Source organism: Cellulophaga omnivescoria (assembly GCF_027915275.1).
In the GTDB taxonomy this organism is placed as follows: domain Bacteria; phylum Bacteroidota; class Bacteroidia; order Flavobacteriales; family Flavobacteriaceae; genus Cellulophaga; species Cellulophaga omnivescoria.
Map to the genome: position 1 here is coordinate 2194861 of NZ_CP115819.1, position 17081 is coordinate 2211941.

A 17081-nucleotide genomic window follows, 5' to 3' on the forward strand; every position below is an offset into this window, starting at 1 on the left:
ATAATGAAAAAAATCATAAAATTTTTTATGGTTATGGCTTGTATTGCCGTAACCGGAGTAGTACAGGCGCAAAAAATTACTGTTACTGGTGTTGTTAAGGATAGTCTTAATAATCCTTTAGAAATGGCTAACGTAGTAGCTATTAATGCAGAAACTAAAGCATTAGATGGTTTTGGAATTACCAATGAAAAAGGTATTTACAAAATGAATGTCGAGGAAAATTCTAAATACAATATTAAGGTAAGTTATTTAGGTTTTAAAACAAGAGAAATTGTTTTAGAAACTAAAGAAACAGATATAAACAGAAATTTTACTTTGTTAGATGAGGCAGAAAGTTTAGATGGTGTAGAAATTACGTATGAGATGCCTGTAAACGTTAAGGGAGATACAATTGAGTATAATGCAGATTCTTTTGCTACAGGTACAGAAAAAAAACTTGAAGATCTTTTAAAAAATTTACCAGGAGTAGAGGTTAATGACGATGGTGAAATTGAAGTAGAAGGTCAGTCTGTTGGTAAAGTAATGGTAGAGGGTAAAGATTTTTTTGACGGCGATAGCAAATTGGCATCAAAAAATATACCTGCAAATGCTTTAGATAAAATACAGGTTTTAAAAAACTACAATGAGGTTGGACAGTTAAAAGGTGTAACAGATAATCAAGACAATTACGCAATTAACATAAAACTAAAAGAAGGTAAAAAGAATTTTTGGTTTGGAGAAATCACAGCAGGTGTAGGTAATGAAGAACGTTACATTGCGCACCCTAAATTATTTTATTACAACCCTAATTATAGTATAAACTTAATTACAAACTTTAATAATATTGGCGAAGTACCATTTACACGTAGAGACTATTTTAGGTTTACTGGTGGTTTTGGTAATGGAGGTAGCACAAATACAGGTACAAGTTTTAATGTAGGTTCTAGTGATATGGGCTTTTTAACACTACAAAATAATAGGGCTCAAGAAATAAGCTCTAAGTTTGGTGCTGCTAACTTTAGTTATTCTCCTAAAAAAACTTGGGATTTAAGTGGTTTTGCAATCTACTCTGGTAACGTTACAGATATGCAGCAAAATACATTTAGACAATACAAAGCTAATGCAGATGGCAGCCAACCATCTCCAGATGAATTTACAGAGAGTGTAACAAACCAAAGAAGTGATTTGGCTTTGCTAAAGTTAAGTTCTAGTTACAAACCTAATGCAGATAATCATTTTGATTATGATATTTTTGGTAGAATATCTAGCCAAAAAGAAGTGCAAGATTTGTACTCAACTTTAACAGGTGATATAGATGAAGTTCAAAAACAGGACCCGTATAGTATAAATCAGAACGCTAATTATTACTACACTTTAAATGCAAAAAATATTTTTGCCGTAGAAGCACAATATTTATTACAACAAGAAGATCCTTTTTACAATGCAGCTTTGGCACAAAGTGATCAGTTTAGGTTAGATGAGGTTTTAGGTATGGACCAAAACCAAGATGGTTATGATGTTGTGCAAGACAAAATGGTAAAGACCAATAAACTAGATGCAAAAATAGATTACTGGTACATTACAGGAGATAAGAGTAATTTAAAATTTACACTTGGTTCTTTATTAAGTACACAAAAGTTTAATTCAGAAATTTTTCAGATTTTAGATAACGGTAATAAATTTACGTTAGATGATGCTGTTAGCTCTGTAGAAAATGATGTTAAGTACAACTTTACAGATATTTATATGGCTTTTGAGTATAGAGTAAAAGTAGGTGCATTTACATTTACTCCCGCAGTTTCTGTACACAATTATACAACAAAAAATGAGCAATTAGGATCTACTGTTACAGATGATTTTGTTCGTTTGTTGCCAAGTTTTAACACAAGATTACAAATTAAAAAGAGCGAGGATATCAACTTTAATTACAGAATGATGACTAGTTTTTCTGATGTTAACCAGTTTGCATCTTCTTTTGTAATGAATAATTACAACTCTCTTTTTCAAGGTAACAGAGATTTAGAAAGTGCATTGTCTCATAACTTAACACTGCGTTATAACAATTTTAATATGTTTAATTTTAGCAATATTAGAGCATCATTATCATATAACAAAAGGGTAGATCAAGTACGTAACATATCAGATTTCTTAAACTTTGCCAACCCAGATTATCCTGCAACTTCTGATGATGAGTTTATACAAACATCTAACAGAATATCGTCTCCGTTTAACTCTAACTTTGCAGATGAAACTTTTTCTGCAAACGGATCTTTTGAGCGTACTTTTGGTAAAATAAAAGCAGGTTTAGGAGCAACTATGAACTACTCTAAGTTTAACCAAATTGTAGATAATGAGCAAGCAATTAACGAGTCTTTTACAACTACTTACAGAGGTAGTTTAGGAACACGTTTTTTAAACGCGCCAAATATAGAGTTTGGTTATAATTTAGCCGTAAACAATTACGAGCAGCCAAATGGCTCTAGTATAAAATACTTTACACATCAGCCAACCATAAAATTAGATGCTACTTTTTTAAGAGATTTTATTTTTAATGCAGACTACTCTTATTACAACTATAAAAACGAGGTAGAAAGTTTAAATACATACTCTTTTATGGATGCAACATTGGGCTACCAAAAAAAGGATAGCAAATGGGAGTATATTTTAGGAGTAACAAACCTTTTTAATACAGAATCTTTAAATCAGGATAGTGATAATACCTTGTTTGTTAGCACAAGTGAGTATTTTATACAGCCAAGATATGTAACCTTAAAAGTAAGGTACAACCTGTAATACAGCATTGTTTGTTTATATAGAGGCTATGGATTGCAAATTAATTTGTAACCATAGCCTCTTATTTTTTCGTTAAAACTATTTTAGAACCAATCTAATTTTATACTTTTGCAGTCTAATTTAAGAGGAAGGATTTGACTGATTGCAACCTCGTATACTGTTACTCAGTACTACAAAAAATGCTAAAACAGATTTAGTTAATTTTTTTTGACGCCTTTTCCTGTTTTTTTTGCAATCTATCTTACCGTTTCTCTACTAACAATAGAAGTACAATATTATGGCATATTTATTCACATCAGAATCTGTAAGTGAAGGACATCCAGATAAAATTGCAGATCAAATTAGTGATGCATTATTAGATAATTTTTTAGCTTTTGATCCAGAAAGTAAAGTAGCTTGTGAAACACTAGTTACAACTGGGCAAGTAGTACTTGCTGGTGAGGTAAAAAGCAATACCTATGTAGACTTGCAAAACATAGCACGTGAGGTAATTAATAACATTGGTTACACAAAAGGAGCTTACCAATTTAGTGGAGATTCTTGTGGTGTTATCTCATTAATACATGAGCAGTCACAAGACATTAATCAAGGTGTAGACCGTGGTTCTAAAGAAGAACAAGGTGCTGGAGACCAAGGTATGATGTTTGGTTACGCAAGTAAAGAAACAGAAAACTATATGCCATTGGCATTAGATATTTCGCATAAAATATTACAAGAGCTTGCTGCATTGCGTAGAGACGGTAAACAAATCTCTTATTTACGCCCAGATGCTAAGGCGCAAGTAACCATAGAATATTCAGATGATAACGTACCGCAAGGTATAGATACTATTGTTGTATCTACACAGCATGACGATTTTGATGCTAATGATGAAAAAATGTTAGCGCAAATAAAATCAGATATCATTTCTATTTTAATGCCAAAAGTAATAGCGCAATTTCCAGAGAAAGTACAAGCGTTATTTACCAACAAAATTCAGTATCACATTAACCCAACAGGTAAATTTGTAATTGGTGGTCCGCACGGAGACACAGGTCTTACAGGCCGTAAAATTATAGTAGATACCTACGGTGGTAAAGGTGCTCACGGTGGTGGTGCATTTAGTGGTAAAGATCCAAGTAAGGTAGACCGTAGTGCAGCATATGCGGCAAGGCACGCAGCTAAAAATTTAGTAGCAGCTGGTATTGCAGACGAGATTTTGGTGCAAGTAAGTTACGCCATTGGTGTAGTAGAACCAACATCTATTTTTGTAGACACCTATGGTACAGCAAAAGTAAATTTAACAGATGGAGAAATTGCCAAAACAGTAGCACAAATTTTTGATATGCGTCCGTTTGCCATAGAAGACCGTTTAAAGCTAAGAAACCCTATTTATTTAGAGACCGCAGCTTATGGCCATATGGGTAAAGAACCAAAAACAATCACAAAAGTTTTTGAGTCTCCATACAATGGTAAAGTAGAAAAAAAAGTAGAACTTTTTACTTGGGAAAAATTAGATATGGTAAGCGCAGTAAAAGCTGCTTTTAACCTTTAAAATAAAGTTTTTAATACTATATAAGTGCTTTGCTGTAATGGTAAAGCACTTTTTTTGTGTTTGATGTTTTGCTATTTATTTGGGTGTTACCGCAAGGGTCGGGCTTTTTGTTTCAATCTTTTTTAAGAAATATAAAAAAGGATTTTCACTGCAATCCCTAACACAAATAAAGTTTTAATTTAAAAAATCGTTACAAAAACAAACAATTATTGTGTTTCTGTTATTTAAGCTTGTTAAAAAGGTTAAAATCAATATTTTTTCAAAAAAGATTAGGATATTAAATTTTTCTAAACATATATTTGTAGCTCAAAGTTCAAAACACTTATTGAATAGTTATCAAGAAAGGCGGAGGGATTAGACCCAATGAAGCCTTAGCAACCCTTTGTGCAATACAAAGAAGGTGCTAAATTCTACCAAGTACAGCGGTACTATAGGCAGATAACGAAACAAGCTTTTTTATTTCAAAAAAAGCAAATTTCCAATTTCTTTTTAACTCATTTAATTTTTAAACCATCTTGCAAAGTCGGCAAGACGCGGTTTTGGCTTTTTTATTTTATCAATTTTAATAATTAAAAAATCAAAATTATGAGTACTCAAAAATTAGCAACAAACGCATTACACGCAGGTCACAACCCATCAGAAACAGGAGGAACAAGAGCAGTACCTATTTACCAAACGTCTTCATACGTTTTTAAAGACACAGACCACGCAGCAAACTTATTTTCTTTATCAGAATTAGGATTTATTTACACACGTTTAAACAATCCTACAAATCAAATATTACAAGACAGGTTAGCAGCGGCAGAAGGTGGTGTAGGAGCAGTAGTTTTTGCATCTGGCACAGCAGCAATCTCTACAGGTTTACTAACTCTTTTACGAGCGGGAGACCACATTGTAGCATCTAGCAGTTTGTATGGTGGCACATTTAATCTGTTAAATGTAACCTTACCAAGATTAGGTATTACAACCACTTTTGTAGATGCTTCTGAACCTGAAAATTTTGGTAAAGCAGTACAAGAAAATACAAGAGCATTTTTTGTAGAGTCATTAGGAAATCCTAAGCTAGATGTTTTAGACTTAAAAGCAATTTCTAAAGAAGCAAAAGAAGCACAAGTGCCTTTTATTGTAGACAATACAGTAGCATCACCAGCATTACTAAACCCAATTGAGCACGGTGCAAATTTAGTAATACACTCGCTAACAAAATATATAGGCGGACAAGGAACTTCTTTAGGAGGTGCAATTGTAGATGCAGGTACGTTTGACTGGACAAACGGGAAATTCCCAGAGTTTACAGAGCCATCTGCTGGGTACCACGGTTTAATATATAGTGAAGCTCTTGGTAATGCTGCATTTACATATAAATTAATTTTAGAGGGGTTAAGAGATTTTGGTGGAGCTTTAAGTCCGTTTAATGCATTCCAAATAATACAAGGTTTAGAAACTTTACCAGTGCGTATAAAACAACATAGTGCAAACGCATTAGAATTGGCTGCTTGGTTAGAGGGTAGAGATGAGGTTGCTTGGGTAAATTACCCAGGATTAGAAAGTAATAAATACTATGACCTTGCCAAAGAATATTTACCAAAAGGACAAAGTGGCTTAGTTACATTTGGTGTAAAAGGAGGTTTTGAAGCTGCTAAAAAACTAACAGATGCCACTAAAATATTCTCTCTTTTAGCAAACATAGGAGATACAAAATCTTTAATAATTCACCCAGCAAGTACAACGCATCAACAATTAACAGTAGAGCAGCAGGAGTCTGCAGGTGTTGGTCAAGATTTAATTCGTTTGTCTGTTGGTCTAGAAGATATAGAAGACTTAAAGTTAGATTTAGAAGAGGCTTTTAAGGCAGTATCTGCCGTTACGGCCTAGTAATAATTAGTTCTCAAAATAAATTACAAATAATCTAATTGGTCTTTAGATTAAAACAACTTACTATGTTGCATTACATAAAACTAAAAAAATATACAACGCTAAGTGGTAGCACACAAAATATAGACTTGTCATATCAGGTATTTGGAGCAGAATTGCACACCGCACCAATTGTACTTGTAAACCATGCTTTAACAGGTAACTCTAATGTGTCTGGTGAAAATGGTTGGTGGTCTACACTAATTGGCGAGGGAAAATGTATAGATACCACAAAATATACAGTGCTATCTTTTAATATTCCTGGCAATGGTTTTGATGGTTTTGTAATAGAAAATTATAAAGATTTTGTGGCTAAAGATATAGCGCATATATTTTTATTGGGATTAAAAGAACTAAATATAAATTCGCTTTTCGCCATAATAGGAGGTTCTTTAGGCGGCGGTATTGCTTGGGAAATGGCAGCGCTAAACCCAAGGCTAACTCAACATTTAATTCCGGTTGCATCAGATTGGAAATCTACAGATTGGCTTATTGCCAATTGCCAAATTCAAGAACAGTTTTTGGTGAACTCTAAACAACCTGTACACGATGCGCGTATGCATGCAATGTTGTGTTACCGTACACCAGAATCTTTTAAGGCTCGTTTTAATCGAAGTACAAATACAGAAGAACAGTTGTTTAATGTAGAAAGTTGGTTAACGCATCATGGTAAAAAATTACAAGAGCGTTTTCAATTATCTGCATATAAATTAATGAATCAGTTGTTAAAAACCATAGACATTACTAGAAATGGTAATGAGGCTTTTATCAACCTGCAAAATAGCAATACATCTATACATATTGTAGGTGTAGATTCTGATTTGTTTTTTACGGCAAAAGAAAATAAAGATACGTTTAAACAATTAGCACAAGCTAATAGTAATGTTACCTATGGGGAAATACACTCGCTTCACGGTCATGATGCTTTTTTAATAGAGTTTGATCAGTTAGAGCAATTGCTAAATGGTATTTTTAGTGACCAAAAAAGTACTGAAGATTTAAAAGTAATTAAGTTTGGAGGTAAATCGCTAGCCAACGGTGAGGGTATTTCTAATGTGGTACGCAAAATAGAATCTAAGATTAAGGCACAAGAAAATATTGCGATAGTAGTTTCTGCTCGAGGAGAATCTACAAACGTATTAGAAAAATTATTAGATTTAGCGGCAAAGGGAGAACCGTATTTAGCAGCCTTTGAAGATTTTAAAGCTTATCAGCAAAATGGGTTACAATTAGATTTTTCAACAGAATATAAAGAGATATTACAAATTTTAGAAGGTGTTGCCTTGTTGGGTGATTATAGCCTAAAAATTAAAGATCAGGTATTAGCATACGGAGAATTGCTTTCTGCACAATATGTTGTAAAAGCACTTGCTAAAGAAGGTGTAAAAGCTGAGTTTATAGATTCTAGAAAAGTAGTGAAAACTGATGCTAATTTTGGTAATGCAAACGTGTTAGAGGAAGAATCTAAAGCTAAAACACAAAAAATAATTTCTAGTTTAGCCAGTAATGTTGTGCCTGTTATTACAGGTTTTATTGCGTCTACAGAAGAAGGTAAAACAACAACTTTAGGTAGAAACGGTAGTAATTATTCAGCCTCTTTATTTGCCAACTTTTTAAATGCTGTAGAGTTACAGAGTTATACACACGTAGATGGTATTTTTACCGCTAATCCAGATTATGTTTCCGATGCCAAAAGAATAGAACAATTAAGCTATTCTGAGGCTAATGAACTGGCAAATTTTGGAGCGACTATTTTACACGCAAAAACAATTATTCCCCTATTAGAAAAGAATATTCCACTACGTATTTTAAATACTTTTAATGGTGATAATGAAGGCACATTAATTAGCGCCAAGACAACTAAGGAGGGTATAAAATCACTTTCTGTGATAGAAAATGTGGCTCTTGTAAACCTAGAAGGCCGTGGTTTGTTAGGTAAGGCTGGTATAGATGCACGTATATTTAAATCACTTGGTGATGAAAAAATTAGTGTTAGTATTATTTCCCAAGGATCATCAGAACGCGGTATTGGCTTGGTGGTAGATGCTGTAAGTGCAGATAAGGCAAAACAGGTTTTAGAGCGCGAGTTTGCTTCAGATTTTTACTCTAAAGACATCAACCTAATAACTGTACAAAAAGATGTTTCTGTAATATCTATTGTTGGTCAGGATTTAAGTACGTTTCATAAGCCATACAATGCATTAATAAAAAACCAGATTGTGCCATTGTTGTTTAATAATACGGTGTCTGGTAAAAACGTTAGTTTAGTGGTTAAAAAAGCTAGTTTACACAAAGCTTTAAATGTAATGCACGGACAAATATTTGGTGTTGTTAAAAAAGTAAACATAGCCATTTTTGGTCACGGTACTGTTGGTGGTACACTTATAGAGCAATTATTAAAATCTGCTAAAGCCATAGAAGAACGTAAAGGAATTAACCTTAATGTTTTTGCAGTTGCCAACTCTAAAAAAGTATTGCTTAGTAAAAAAGGAATTGGAGAAGATTGGCCTACTAAGTTAAATGAAAATGGAAAATCCTATGAGCTTGCAGATATTTTTGAGTATGCAGAAAAACATCATTTAGAAAATTTAATAGCCATAGATAATACTGCAAATGAGGCTTTTGTGGCTAATTATGTTGATTTGGTAGAAAATGGATTTGATCTTGTATCATCTAACAAAATAGCAAATACTTTAGGGTTTGATTATTACAAAAAACTTAGAGAGATATTAGCTAAAAATCAGAAACAATATTTGTATGAGACTAATGTTGGAGCTGGCTTGCCATTGATAGATACTATTAAGTTATTGCATTTGTCTGGTGAAAATATTACCAGAATTAAAGGCGTATTCTCCGGATCCTTAAGTTATATTTTTAATACGTATTCTGAAGCAAATGTACCTTTTTCTACTATTTTAAATGAGGCAATGGAAAATGGATACACAGAGCCAGATCCGCGTGAAGATTTATGTGGTAATGATGTTGGTAGAAAATTATTGATTTTAGCACGTGAGTTAGAGTTAAGTAATGAATTTTCAGATATTAATATTCAAAATTTAATTCCAGAGGCATTAAGAGAAGGTAGTAAATCAGAATTTTTGAGTCAAGCTGATGCTTTAGATACTGCATTTTCTAAAATTAAAGCAGACCAAAAACCAAATCACGTTTTACGTTATGTAGGCGATTTACACGGTAATCTTCAAGAAGAAAAAGGAATTTTAGATGTAAAATTAGTTTCTGTTCCTAAAGAAAGTGCATTAGGTCAAGTAAAGGGATCAGATTCTATTATAGAAATTTATACCGAGTCTTATGGTGAAAATCCATTAGTAATACAGGGTGCAGGAGCAGGAGCCGCCGTAACCGCAAGAGGTGTATTTGGAGATATTTTAAGAATTGCAGAAAAAGGATAGCTTTTGCTTAGAAATAAGAGACAAGAATATAGAGTAAAGAAAAAAGAATATAGCGCTAATGGCTAATAATAGATGGTCAAGAATAAAAGAAATACTATGGATAATAAATTTGAAACTAACGCAATACGAACACAAATAGAACGCTCACAATTTTTAGAGCACTCTGCACCTTTATACTTAACATCTAGTTATGTTTTTGAAGATGCAGAAGATATGCGTGCGTCTTTTGCTGAGGAAAAGGATAGAAATATTTACTCTAGATATTCTAATCCTAACACGTCAGAATTTATACAAAAAATATGCAAAATGGAAGGAGCGGAAGCAGGCTTTGCTTTTGCTTCTGGTATGGCAGCTGTATTTTCAACTTTTGCTGCTTTAGTAGAGAGCGGAGATCATATTATTTCATCTAAAAGTATATTTGGCTCTACACATAGTTTATTTGTAAACTTTTTCCCCAAATGGAATGTGACTACAAGTTATTTTGATGCTCATAATTTAGAAGGTATTGAAGCTTTAATCACTCCAAAAACTAAAATTTTATATGCCGAGTCACCTACCAATCCTGCTGTAGATATTTTAGATTTAGAGGTGCTTGGTGCTATTGCTAAAAAACACAATCTTATTTTAATTATAGACAATTGTTTTGCATCGCCATATTTACAACAACCTATAAATTTTGGAGCAGATTTAGTAATACATTCTGGTACAAAATTAATAGATGGTCAAGGTCGTGTACTAGCAGGTATAACGGTTGGTAGTGCAGATTTAATAGATAAGGTTTATCGTTTCTCTAGAATATCAGGGCCAGCTTTGTCTCCTTTTAATGCTTGGGTATTGTCTAAAAGTTTAGAGACATTGGCAATTAGAGTAGATAGGCATTCTGAAAATGCATTGCAGTTAGCCGAGTACCTAGAGGCGCACCCTAAAGTAAACTGGGTTAAATACCCTTTTTTAAAATCGCATCCACAATACAAAGTAGCTATAAAACAGATGAAAGCTGGTGGTTGTATAGTTGCTTTTGAGGTAAAAGGAGGTTTGCAAGCAGGACAAGAATTTTTTAATGCTATAAAGTTGTTATCGCTCTCTGCAAACCTAGGAGATTCTAGAAGTATTGTAACTCACCCAGCATCTACAACGCATAGTAAACTTGCAGCAGAAGATAGAGTGGCCGTGGGTATTACAGATGGTACCGTTAGGGTTTCCGTTGGTTTAGAACATATAGATGATATTATTGCAGATATAAAACAAGCATTGGGGTAGGTTGTAGTAATAAAGTATATATTTAGGCTTTTATAATAAGGGTTTAATTTAAAAATAGATAGCTAAAAATCAGCACTTTTTTAAATCCCAATTTTGCCTATCTTTGTACTATGCTATCCAAAAAAACCAAATACGGGCTTAAGGCCTTAACTTATTTAGCTCAAAAAGAAGATAGGAATCCGGTTCCTATTGGAGAAATTGCGCAACAAAATAACATATCTCAAAAATTTTTAGAGAGTATTTTATTAATGCTTCGTAGAACAGGAGTTTTATCTTCTAAAAAAGGTAAAGGAGGTGGTTATTACTTAATTAAGGAGCCATCAGAAATTTTAATGACAGATGTTATTAGAGTGTTAGAAGGGCCTATTGCAATGGTACCTTGTGTTAGTTTAAATTTTTATGAAAAGTGTGATGATTGCCCAGATGAAGGTACTTGTTCTGTTCACAAACTAATGCTAAAAGTAAGAGACAGCGCTTTAGAAATATATAAAAACACCACTCTTAGTCATCTTATCTAAGATTAAAATATTTACCGCTATACTATTTTAGCTTTGTAAGGCTACCAATATTCTATTGTGTTCTTTTACAGATACTTCATATTTATCAAAAAAACTTCTTATTTTTTGATAATCTACTAAAACCATAGGATTTATGCGTTTTTTAACAGTTACTATCGTTAAAAGTTATACATTTGTAATTCCTACTAATTAAATAGGGTAATAAAAATTAAGTAAATGATTGCTGATCAATTGATTTTAAATAAAGAAACTTCTAAAGGAAGTTACAAGTCAGACAAACAGTCAGAGAGTCCTAAAAGGAGCATAGTCAAGTCTATTAGCTGGAGAGTAGTGGGTACAATAGACACCGTTTTAATTTCTTGGTTTGTAACAGGAACATTAAAATTAGCGTTCTCAATAGGTTTAATAGAATTAGTTACAAAAATGGTATTGTATTTTTTTCACGAGCGTGTTTGGAATTCAATTAAGTGGGGTAAATAACATATAAGTATAGTAAAAATGAGTTTTACAGAAGATATCATAAAAAATTTAAATGCTCAGTTTAGAGGTATTCCGCCAGAAGAAATTATTTCTTGGGCAATAGAATATGCAAAAAATGCTGTAATTACTACCAATTTTAGACCTTATGAGGTTGCTATACTAAATGCGGTAACTGCAATTAAAAAAGATATTCCTGTTGTTTGGTGTGATACAGGTTACAATACACCAAACACCTATAAACACGCAGAAGAGTTAATTTCTACACTAGATTTAAACGTAAAATTATATGTGCCTTTACAAACTAGTGCACACAGAGACGCTGTAATGGGTATACCATCTATAGACGATCCAAAACATAAAGAGTTTACAGAGCAAGTTAAGTTAGAGCCTTTTAAAAGAGCTATGGCAGAACACAAGCCAGATGTATGGTTTACTAACTTAAGAAAAGGCCAAACGGCACTTAGAGATTCACTAGGAATTTTAAGCTTAAGTAAAGACGGAATTTTAAAAGTAAGTCCGTTTTACCACTGGTCAGATGTGCAGCTAGATGCATATTTAGCAGAACGTAATTTGCCAAACGAACATAAATATTTTGATCCTACTAAGGTATTAGAAAACAGAGAGTGTGGTTTACACACTTAGGATAAACTAGGATTTAAAAAGATATAAAATAAAACACCAATATTTTGGAAACATTGATAAAAGATACAAAATCACAAACAACAGCCAACACTTCATTACAAGGGTTGGGTAATGCTTTGGAGAACGAAGCTATTTACATTTTTAGAGAAGTAGTAGCCCAGTTTGAAAAACCTGTATTGTTGTTTTCTGGCGGAAAGGATAGTATTACTCTAGTACGCTTGGCACAAAAAGCATTTTGGCCGGCTAAAATTCCGTTCCCTTTAATGCATATAGATACAGGACATAATTTTCCTGAAACTATAGAGTTTAGAGATAAATTGGTTAAAGAATTAGGTGTAGAGCTTATTGTTAGAAATGTACAAGATTCTATAGATCAAGGAAAAGTAGTAGAAGAAACAGGTAAGTACGCAAGTAGAAATATGCTACAGACTACTACACTTTTAGATGCTATTGAAGAATTTAAATTTGATGCTTGTATTGGTGGTGCTCGTAGAGATGAAGAAAAAGCGAGAGCTAAAGAACGTATTTTTTCTGTTCGTGATGATTTTGGACAATGGGATGAAAAAAACCAGAGACCAGAATTGTTTGATATGTTAAATGGAACAATAGAAATAGGACAAAATGTACGTGTTTTTCCTATTAGCAACTGGACAGAGTTAGATGTGTGGAGCTATATTCAAAAAGAACAAATTGAAATTCCATCTATCTATTTTGCACACAAAAGAAACATCTTTTTAAGAGATGGCTTAATCTGGTCTGCAGAAGATGATGTTGTTTTTAGAGCAGAAGATGAGGTGGTAGAAGAACGTTGGGTGCGATTTAGAACCGTTGGTGATATGTCTTGTACGGCAGCAGTGTTATCTAAAGCAGATTCTATAGATAAAGTAGTAGCAGAAATTAGAGATTCTAAAATATCTGAACGTGGTGCACGTATAGATGACAAACGCTCCGAGGCTGCTATGGAAAAAAGAAAGCAACAAGGGTACTTTTAAAAAGTACAGCGTACTTAGTCTAAAGTATATAAGTTAAAAAAGAAATTTAAAATAAAAAAAGTAAGAGTAACAAAGTCTTTGTACTTGCTACTTTATACTTAATACACATAAAATGAACGTACTAAAAATAGCAACAGCAGGTAGTGTAGATGATGGTAAAAGTACCTTAATTGGTAGGTTACTTTACGATACAAAATCACTTACCGAAGATAAACTAGAAGCCATTAAAAAAAGTAGTGAACAACGTGGGTATGATTACCTAGATTTTTCATTAGCTACAGATGGTTTAGTTGCAGAGCGTGAACAAGGTATAACTATAGATGTGGCTCATATCTATTTCTCAACACCAACAAAAAGTTACATTATAGCAGATACACCTGGTCACGTAGAGTATACCAGAAATATGGTTACAGGTGCATCAACTTCTCAGGTGGCTATTATTTTAATTGATGCTAGAAAAGGGGTTATAGAGCAAACATACCGTCATTTTTTCATCAACAATTTATTACGTGTAAAAAATGTAATAGTTGCTGTAAATAAAATGGATTTGGTAGATTATTCTGAAGAGGTTTTTAATAACATTAAAAAAGATTTTGAAGCCTTAAATGCAAAAAGTACGTACGCAGAACAAATAGTTAGTTATATTCCGGTTAGTGCCTTAAAAGGAGACAATATTGTAGACAAAACAGATGCAATGTCTTGGTACAATGGTGATACAATTTTAGGGCATTTAGAGGAATTAGAGGCGCAAGATGTTTATGATGCAGGTAAAGTACGTTTTCCTGTGCAAACCGTAATCAGACCAAAAACAGATGAGTTTCACGATTTTAGAGGCTATGCAGGTAAAATTACAGGTGGAAGCCTAAAAGTAGGAGATGCTGTAACTGTTTTACCTTCTTTAACGCAGTCTAAAATAAAAGAGATATTCTTTTTTGATAAGACTTATAATGAGGCACCAGCAGGTAGTTCTGTAAATATTACCTTAGAAGATGATATTAACATTACTAGGGGAGATATGCTTGTTAAAACAGATGAACTTCCAAAAATTGAAAAACAAGTTACTGCTACAGTTTGTTGGATGGATAGTAAAAACTTAGTGCCAGGAACTAAGTATATTGTACAACATAATACTAACCGTGTGTTATCTAAAATTGATAGTATAAACAGTGTTATAGCAACAGATTATACAGGAGAACAAGAAAACAATAATAAATTATCCTTAAATGAAATAGGAGAAGTGAGTATTAAACTTAGCAAGCCTATTTATTTTGATAGTTATAACGATAATAAATCTAATGGAGCTTTTATTTTAATTGATGCGCAAACCAACACAACGGCTGGTGCAGGATTTATAAGTTAAGCCAAAAGAAGTAATAAAGAGTGTTTATTTTAAGCACTTTTTTATCTAAAATCCTATTATATCTATAGGATAATAGTAATTATAAAAAAAGCCATAATCACAAGCAAATGCAAAGTTTTAGAACAGAAATAGAAAATCCAGTAGTAGCTAAAGATATTATAGATTTAGAAGCTAAAATAAAACAGTTTAATGACGGTAAGTTAGACGAAGAAAAGTTTAGAAGTTTGCGTTTGGCTCGTGGTATTTATGGTCAGCGTCAACCAGGCGTACAAATGATCCGTATTAAATTGCCATATGGTAAAGTAACATCTACACAGCTTAAGCGTATTTGTGATGTATCTGAAGAATATTCTACAGGACGCTTACACATTACCACGCGTCAAGATATACAAATACATTATGTAGATATAGAGCGTACACCAGAACTTTGGGCGCAATTGGCTAAAGATGATATAACTATTAGAGAGGCTTGTGGTAATGCAGTACGTAATATAACTGCTAGTGAAACTGCTGGTATAGATGTAGATGAGCCTTTTGATGTATCTCCATACGCACACGCAATGTTTCAATACTTTTTAAGAAATCCTATTAGTCAAGAAATGGGAAGAAAATTTAAGGTTTCTTTTTCTTCTAGTGATACAGATACAGGACTTTCTTATATGCATGATCTTGGTTTTATAGCTAAAATTGAAAACGGAGTTAGAGGATTTAAAGTGCTTTTAGCTGGTGGTTTAGGCTCGCAGCCACGCCACGCAGAAGAGTTGTATACTTTTTTGGAGGCCGATAAAATTATTCCGTTAATGGATGGTGTTATTCGTGTTTTTGACAGGTACGGAGAACGTAAAAGTAGAGCTAAAGCCAGAATGAAATTTTTGCTAAAGGATATTGGTTTAGATGGTTTTAGAGCATTGTTAGAAGAAGAGCAAAATGCAATTCCGCAAGATTCTTTTCCTGTAGATGTAGATGCATATCCCAAGGTAAAAGTAGCAAATGCTAAAGTACCAGAAGTAGCAATTAAAAATACAGAAGCTTTTCAGCAATGGAAAAGCACAAACCTTGTGCCTCAAAAACAACAAGGCTATGTAGCTATTGGTATAAAAGTAAAGTTAGGAGATTTTTATATTGAAGAAGCTCGTCAATTAGCAGATTTAGTAGATGCGTATGCAGCGGGAGAATTTCGTTTGTCATTGCGTCAAAACATCCTAATACCTTATGTAAAAGAGGAGTTGGTTCCTTTCTTTTATACAGAGTTAGAAAAACTTGGTTTTGTAGAGGCTGGTTATAACAAAGCATCAGATATAACTGCTTGTCCTGGTACAGATACGTGTAATTTAGGTATTGCAAGTAGTACTGGTATTGCAGCAGAGTTAGAAAGAGTAATTACAGCAGAATATCCACAATACATAAACAATAAAGATGTTGTTATAAAAATTAGTGGATGTATGAATGCCTGTGGTCAACACAATATGGCAAACATTGGTTTTCAAGGGATGTCTGTACGTACAAAAGATAAGTTGGTAGCACCTGCTTTGCAAGTTCTATTAGGTGGTGGTAATTTAGGTGATGGTAATGGCGTTTTTGCAGATAAAGTTGTAAAAGTGCCAAGTAAAAGAGGCCCAGAAGCCTTGCGTTTAATTTTAAACGATTTTGATGCCAATGCAAACGGACAATCGTTTACAGAATATTACAAAGAAAAAGGAGAGCATTATTTTTATGATTTTCTAAAACACCTAACAGACGTAGATAATTTAACTCAGGAAGATTTTATAGACTGGGGAAATACAGAACGTTATGAAAAAGCTATTGGAGTAGGCGAGTGTGCTGGTGTTGTTATAGATTTAATTGCAACTTTATTGTTTGAGAGCGAAGAAAAAATTGAAAACGCAGCAGCAGCATTAGAAGATAAAAAATGGTCTGCTAGTATTTTTCATTCGTATTCTGCAATGGTAAACTCTGCTAAAGCATTACTTACAGCACAAAACACAAAAACAAACACGCATATTAGTATTATTAAAGATTTTGATACTCATTTTGTGTCAAACGGTTTAATAAAATTACAGACGTCTTTTGAGGAGTTGGCGTTGCAAATAAAAAGCAACAAACCAACGCAAGAATTTGCAGAAGCATACCTTAAAGATTCTAAAGTGTTTTTAGAGGTAGTACAAAAGTTTAGAGAAAAAGAATTAGAAGAAGCTTAAA

At 33.2% G+C, this 17081-nt stretch carries 11 protein-coding genes and 1 riboswitch; all 11 genes read left to right on the plus strand.

Annotated elements, in window-relative coordinates:
- The first annotated feature begins 3 nt into the window (after positions 1-3).
- Positions 4-2772: a carboxypeptidase-like regulatory domain-containing protein gene (locus PBN93_RS09745; protein WP_077402098.1), complete on the plus strand. Its 2769-nt coding sequence runs from the start codon at positions 4-6 to the stop codon at positions 2770-2772.
- A 277-nt stretch (positions 2773-3049) separates the two neighbouring features.
- A complete protein-coding gene (gene metK / locus PBN93_RS09750) occupies positions 3050-4306 on the plus strand; it encodes a methionine adenosyltransferase (RefSeq protein WP_077402101.1) in 1257 nt (418 codons plus the stop codon).
- A gap of 330 nt (positions 4307-4636) precedes the next feature.
- Positions 4637-4751, plus strand: a riboswitch (SAM riboswitch).
- A 140-nt stretch (positions 4752-4891) separates the two neighbouring features.
- Entirely contained in the window at positions 4892-6181 is a 1290-nt protein-coding gene (locus PBN93_RS09755) for an O-acetylhomoserine aminocarboxypropyltransferase/cysteine synthase family protein (RefSeq protein WP_077402104.1), read from the plus strand.
- Positions 6182-6246: 65 nt separating this feature from the next.
- A complete protein-coding gene (thrA, locus tag PBN93_RS09760; RefSeq protein ID WP_271080542.1) occupies positions 6247-9630 on the plus strand; it encodes a bifunctional aspartate kinase/homoserine dehydrogenase I in 3384 nt (1127 codons plus the stop codon).
- 96 nt (positions 9631-9726) lie between these two features.
- Entirely contained in the window at positions 9727-10890 is a 1164-nt protein-coding gene (locus PBN93_RS09765) for a trans-sulfuration enzyme family protein (protein ID WP_271080543.1), read from the plus strand.
- A 110-nt stretch (positions 10891-11000) separates the two neighbouring features.
- Positions 11001-11408 (plus strand): RrF2 family transcriptional regulator, encoded by a 408-nt coding sequence (locus PBN93_RS09770; protein WP_077402113.1) that lies wholly within the window; start codon positions 11001-11003, stop codon positions 11406-11408.
- 216 nt (positions 11409-11624) lie between these two features.
- Positions 11625-11888, plus strand: coding sequence for a DUF2061 domain-containing protein (locus tag PBN93_RS09775; protein WP_013621535.1), 264 nt, complete (start codon positions 11625-11627; stop codon positions 11886-11888).
- A gap of 18 nt (positions 11889-11906) precedes the next feature.
- Positions 11907-12530, plus strand: a complete 624-nt coding sequence (locus PBN93_RS09780; protein WP_077402116.1) for a phosphoadenosine phosphosulfate reductase domain-containing protein — start codon at positions 11907-11909, stop codon at positions 12528-12530.
- Positions 12531-12583: 53 nt separating this feature from the next.
- Positions 12584-13522 carry a sulfate adenylyltransferase subunit CysD gene (cysD, locus tag PBN93_RS09785; protein WP_408612218.1) on the plus strand — a complete coding sequence of 313 codons (939 nt, stop codon included), beginning with the start codon at positions 12584-12586 and terminating at the stop codon, positions 13520-13522.
- Positions 13523-13634: 112 nt separating this feature from the next.
- On the plus strand, positions 13635-14882 hold the full coding sequence (locus PBN93_RS09790; protein ID WP_077402119.1) for a sulfate adenylyltransferase subunit 1: 1248 nt from the start codon (positions 13635-13637) through the stop codon (positions 14880-14882).
- A gap of 107 nt (positions 14883-14989) precedes the next feature.
- Positions 14990-17080, plus strand: a complete 2091-nt coding sequence (locus tag PBN93_RS09795; protein ID WP_271080544.1) for a HEPN domain-containing protein — start codon at positions 14990-14992, stop codon at positions 17078-17080.
- The last annotated feature ends 1 nt before the right edge of the window (position 17081 follow it).

Bases quoted from the DNA above. Each gene is read 5' to 3' on its own strand.
- PBN93_RS09745 (WP_077402098.1), top strand. From the start codon at position 4: ATGAAAAAAATCATAAAATTTTTTATGGTTATGGCTTGTATTGCCGTA.
- metK (WP_077402101.1), top strand. From the start codon at position 3,050: ATGGCATATTTATTCACATCAGAATCTGTAAGTGAAGGACATCCAGAT.
- PBN93_RS09755 (WP_077402104.1), top strand. From the start codon at position 4,892: ATGAGTACTCAAAAATTAGCAACAAACGCATTACACGCAGGTCACAAC.
- thrA (WP_271080542.1), top strand. From the start codon at position 6,247: ATGTTGCATTACATAAAACTAAAAAAATATACAACGCTAAGTGGTAGC.
- PBN93_RS09765 (WP_271080543.1), top strand. From the start codon at position 9,727: ATGGATAATAAATTTGAAACTAACGCAATACGAACACAAATAGAACGC.
- PBN93_RS09770 (WP_077402113.1), top strand. From the start codon at position 11,001: ATGCTATCCAAAAAAACCAAATACGGGCTTAAGGCCTTAACTTATTTA.
- PBN93_RS09775 (WP_013621535.1), top strand. From the start codon at position 11,625: ATGATTGCTGATCAATTGATTTTAAATAAAGAAACTTCTAAAGGAAGT.
- PBN93_RS09780 (WP_077402116.1), top strand. From the start codon at position 11,907: ATGAGTTTTACAGAAGATATCATAAAAAATTTAAATGCTCAGTTTAGA.
- PBN93_RS09790 (WP_077402119.1), top strand. From the start codon at position 13,635: ATGAACGTACTAAAAATAGCAACAGCAGGTAGTGTAGATGATGGTAAA.
- PBN93_RS09795 (WP_271080544.1), top strand. From the start codon at position 14,990: ATGCAAAGTTTTAGAACAGAAATAGAAAATCCAGTAGTAGCTAAAGAT.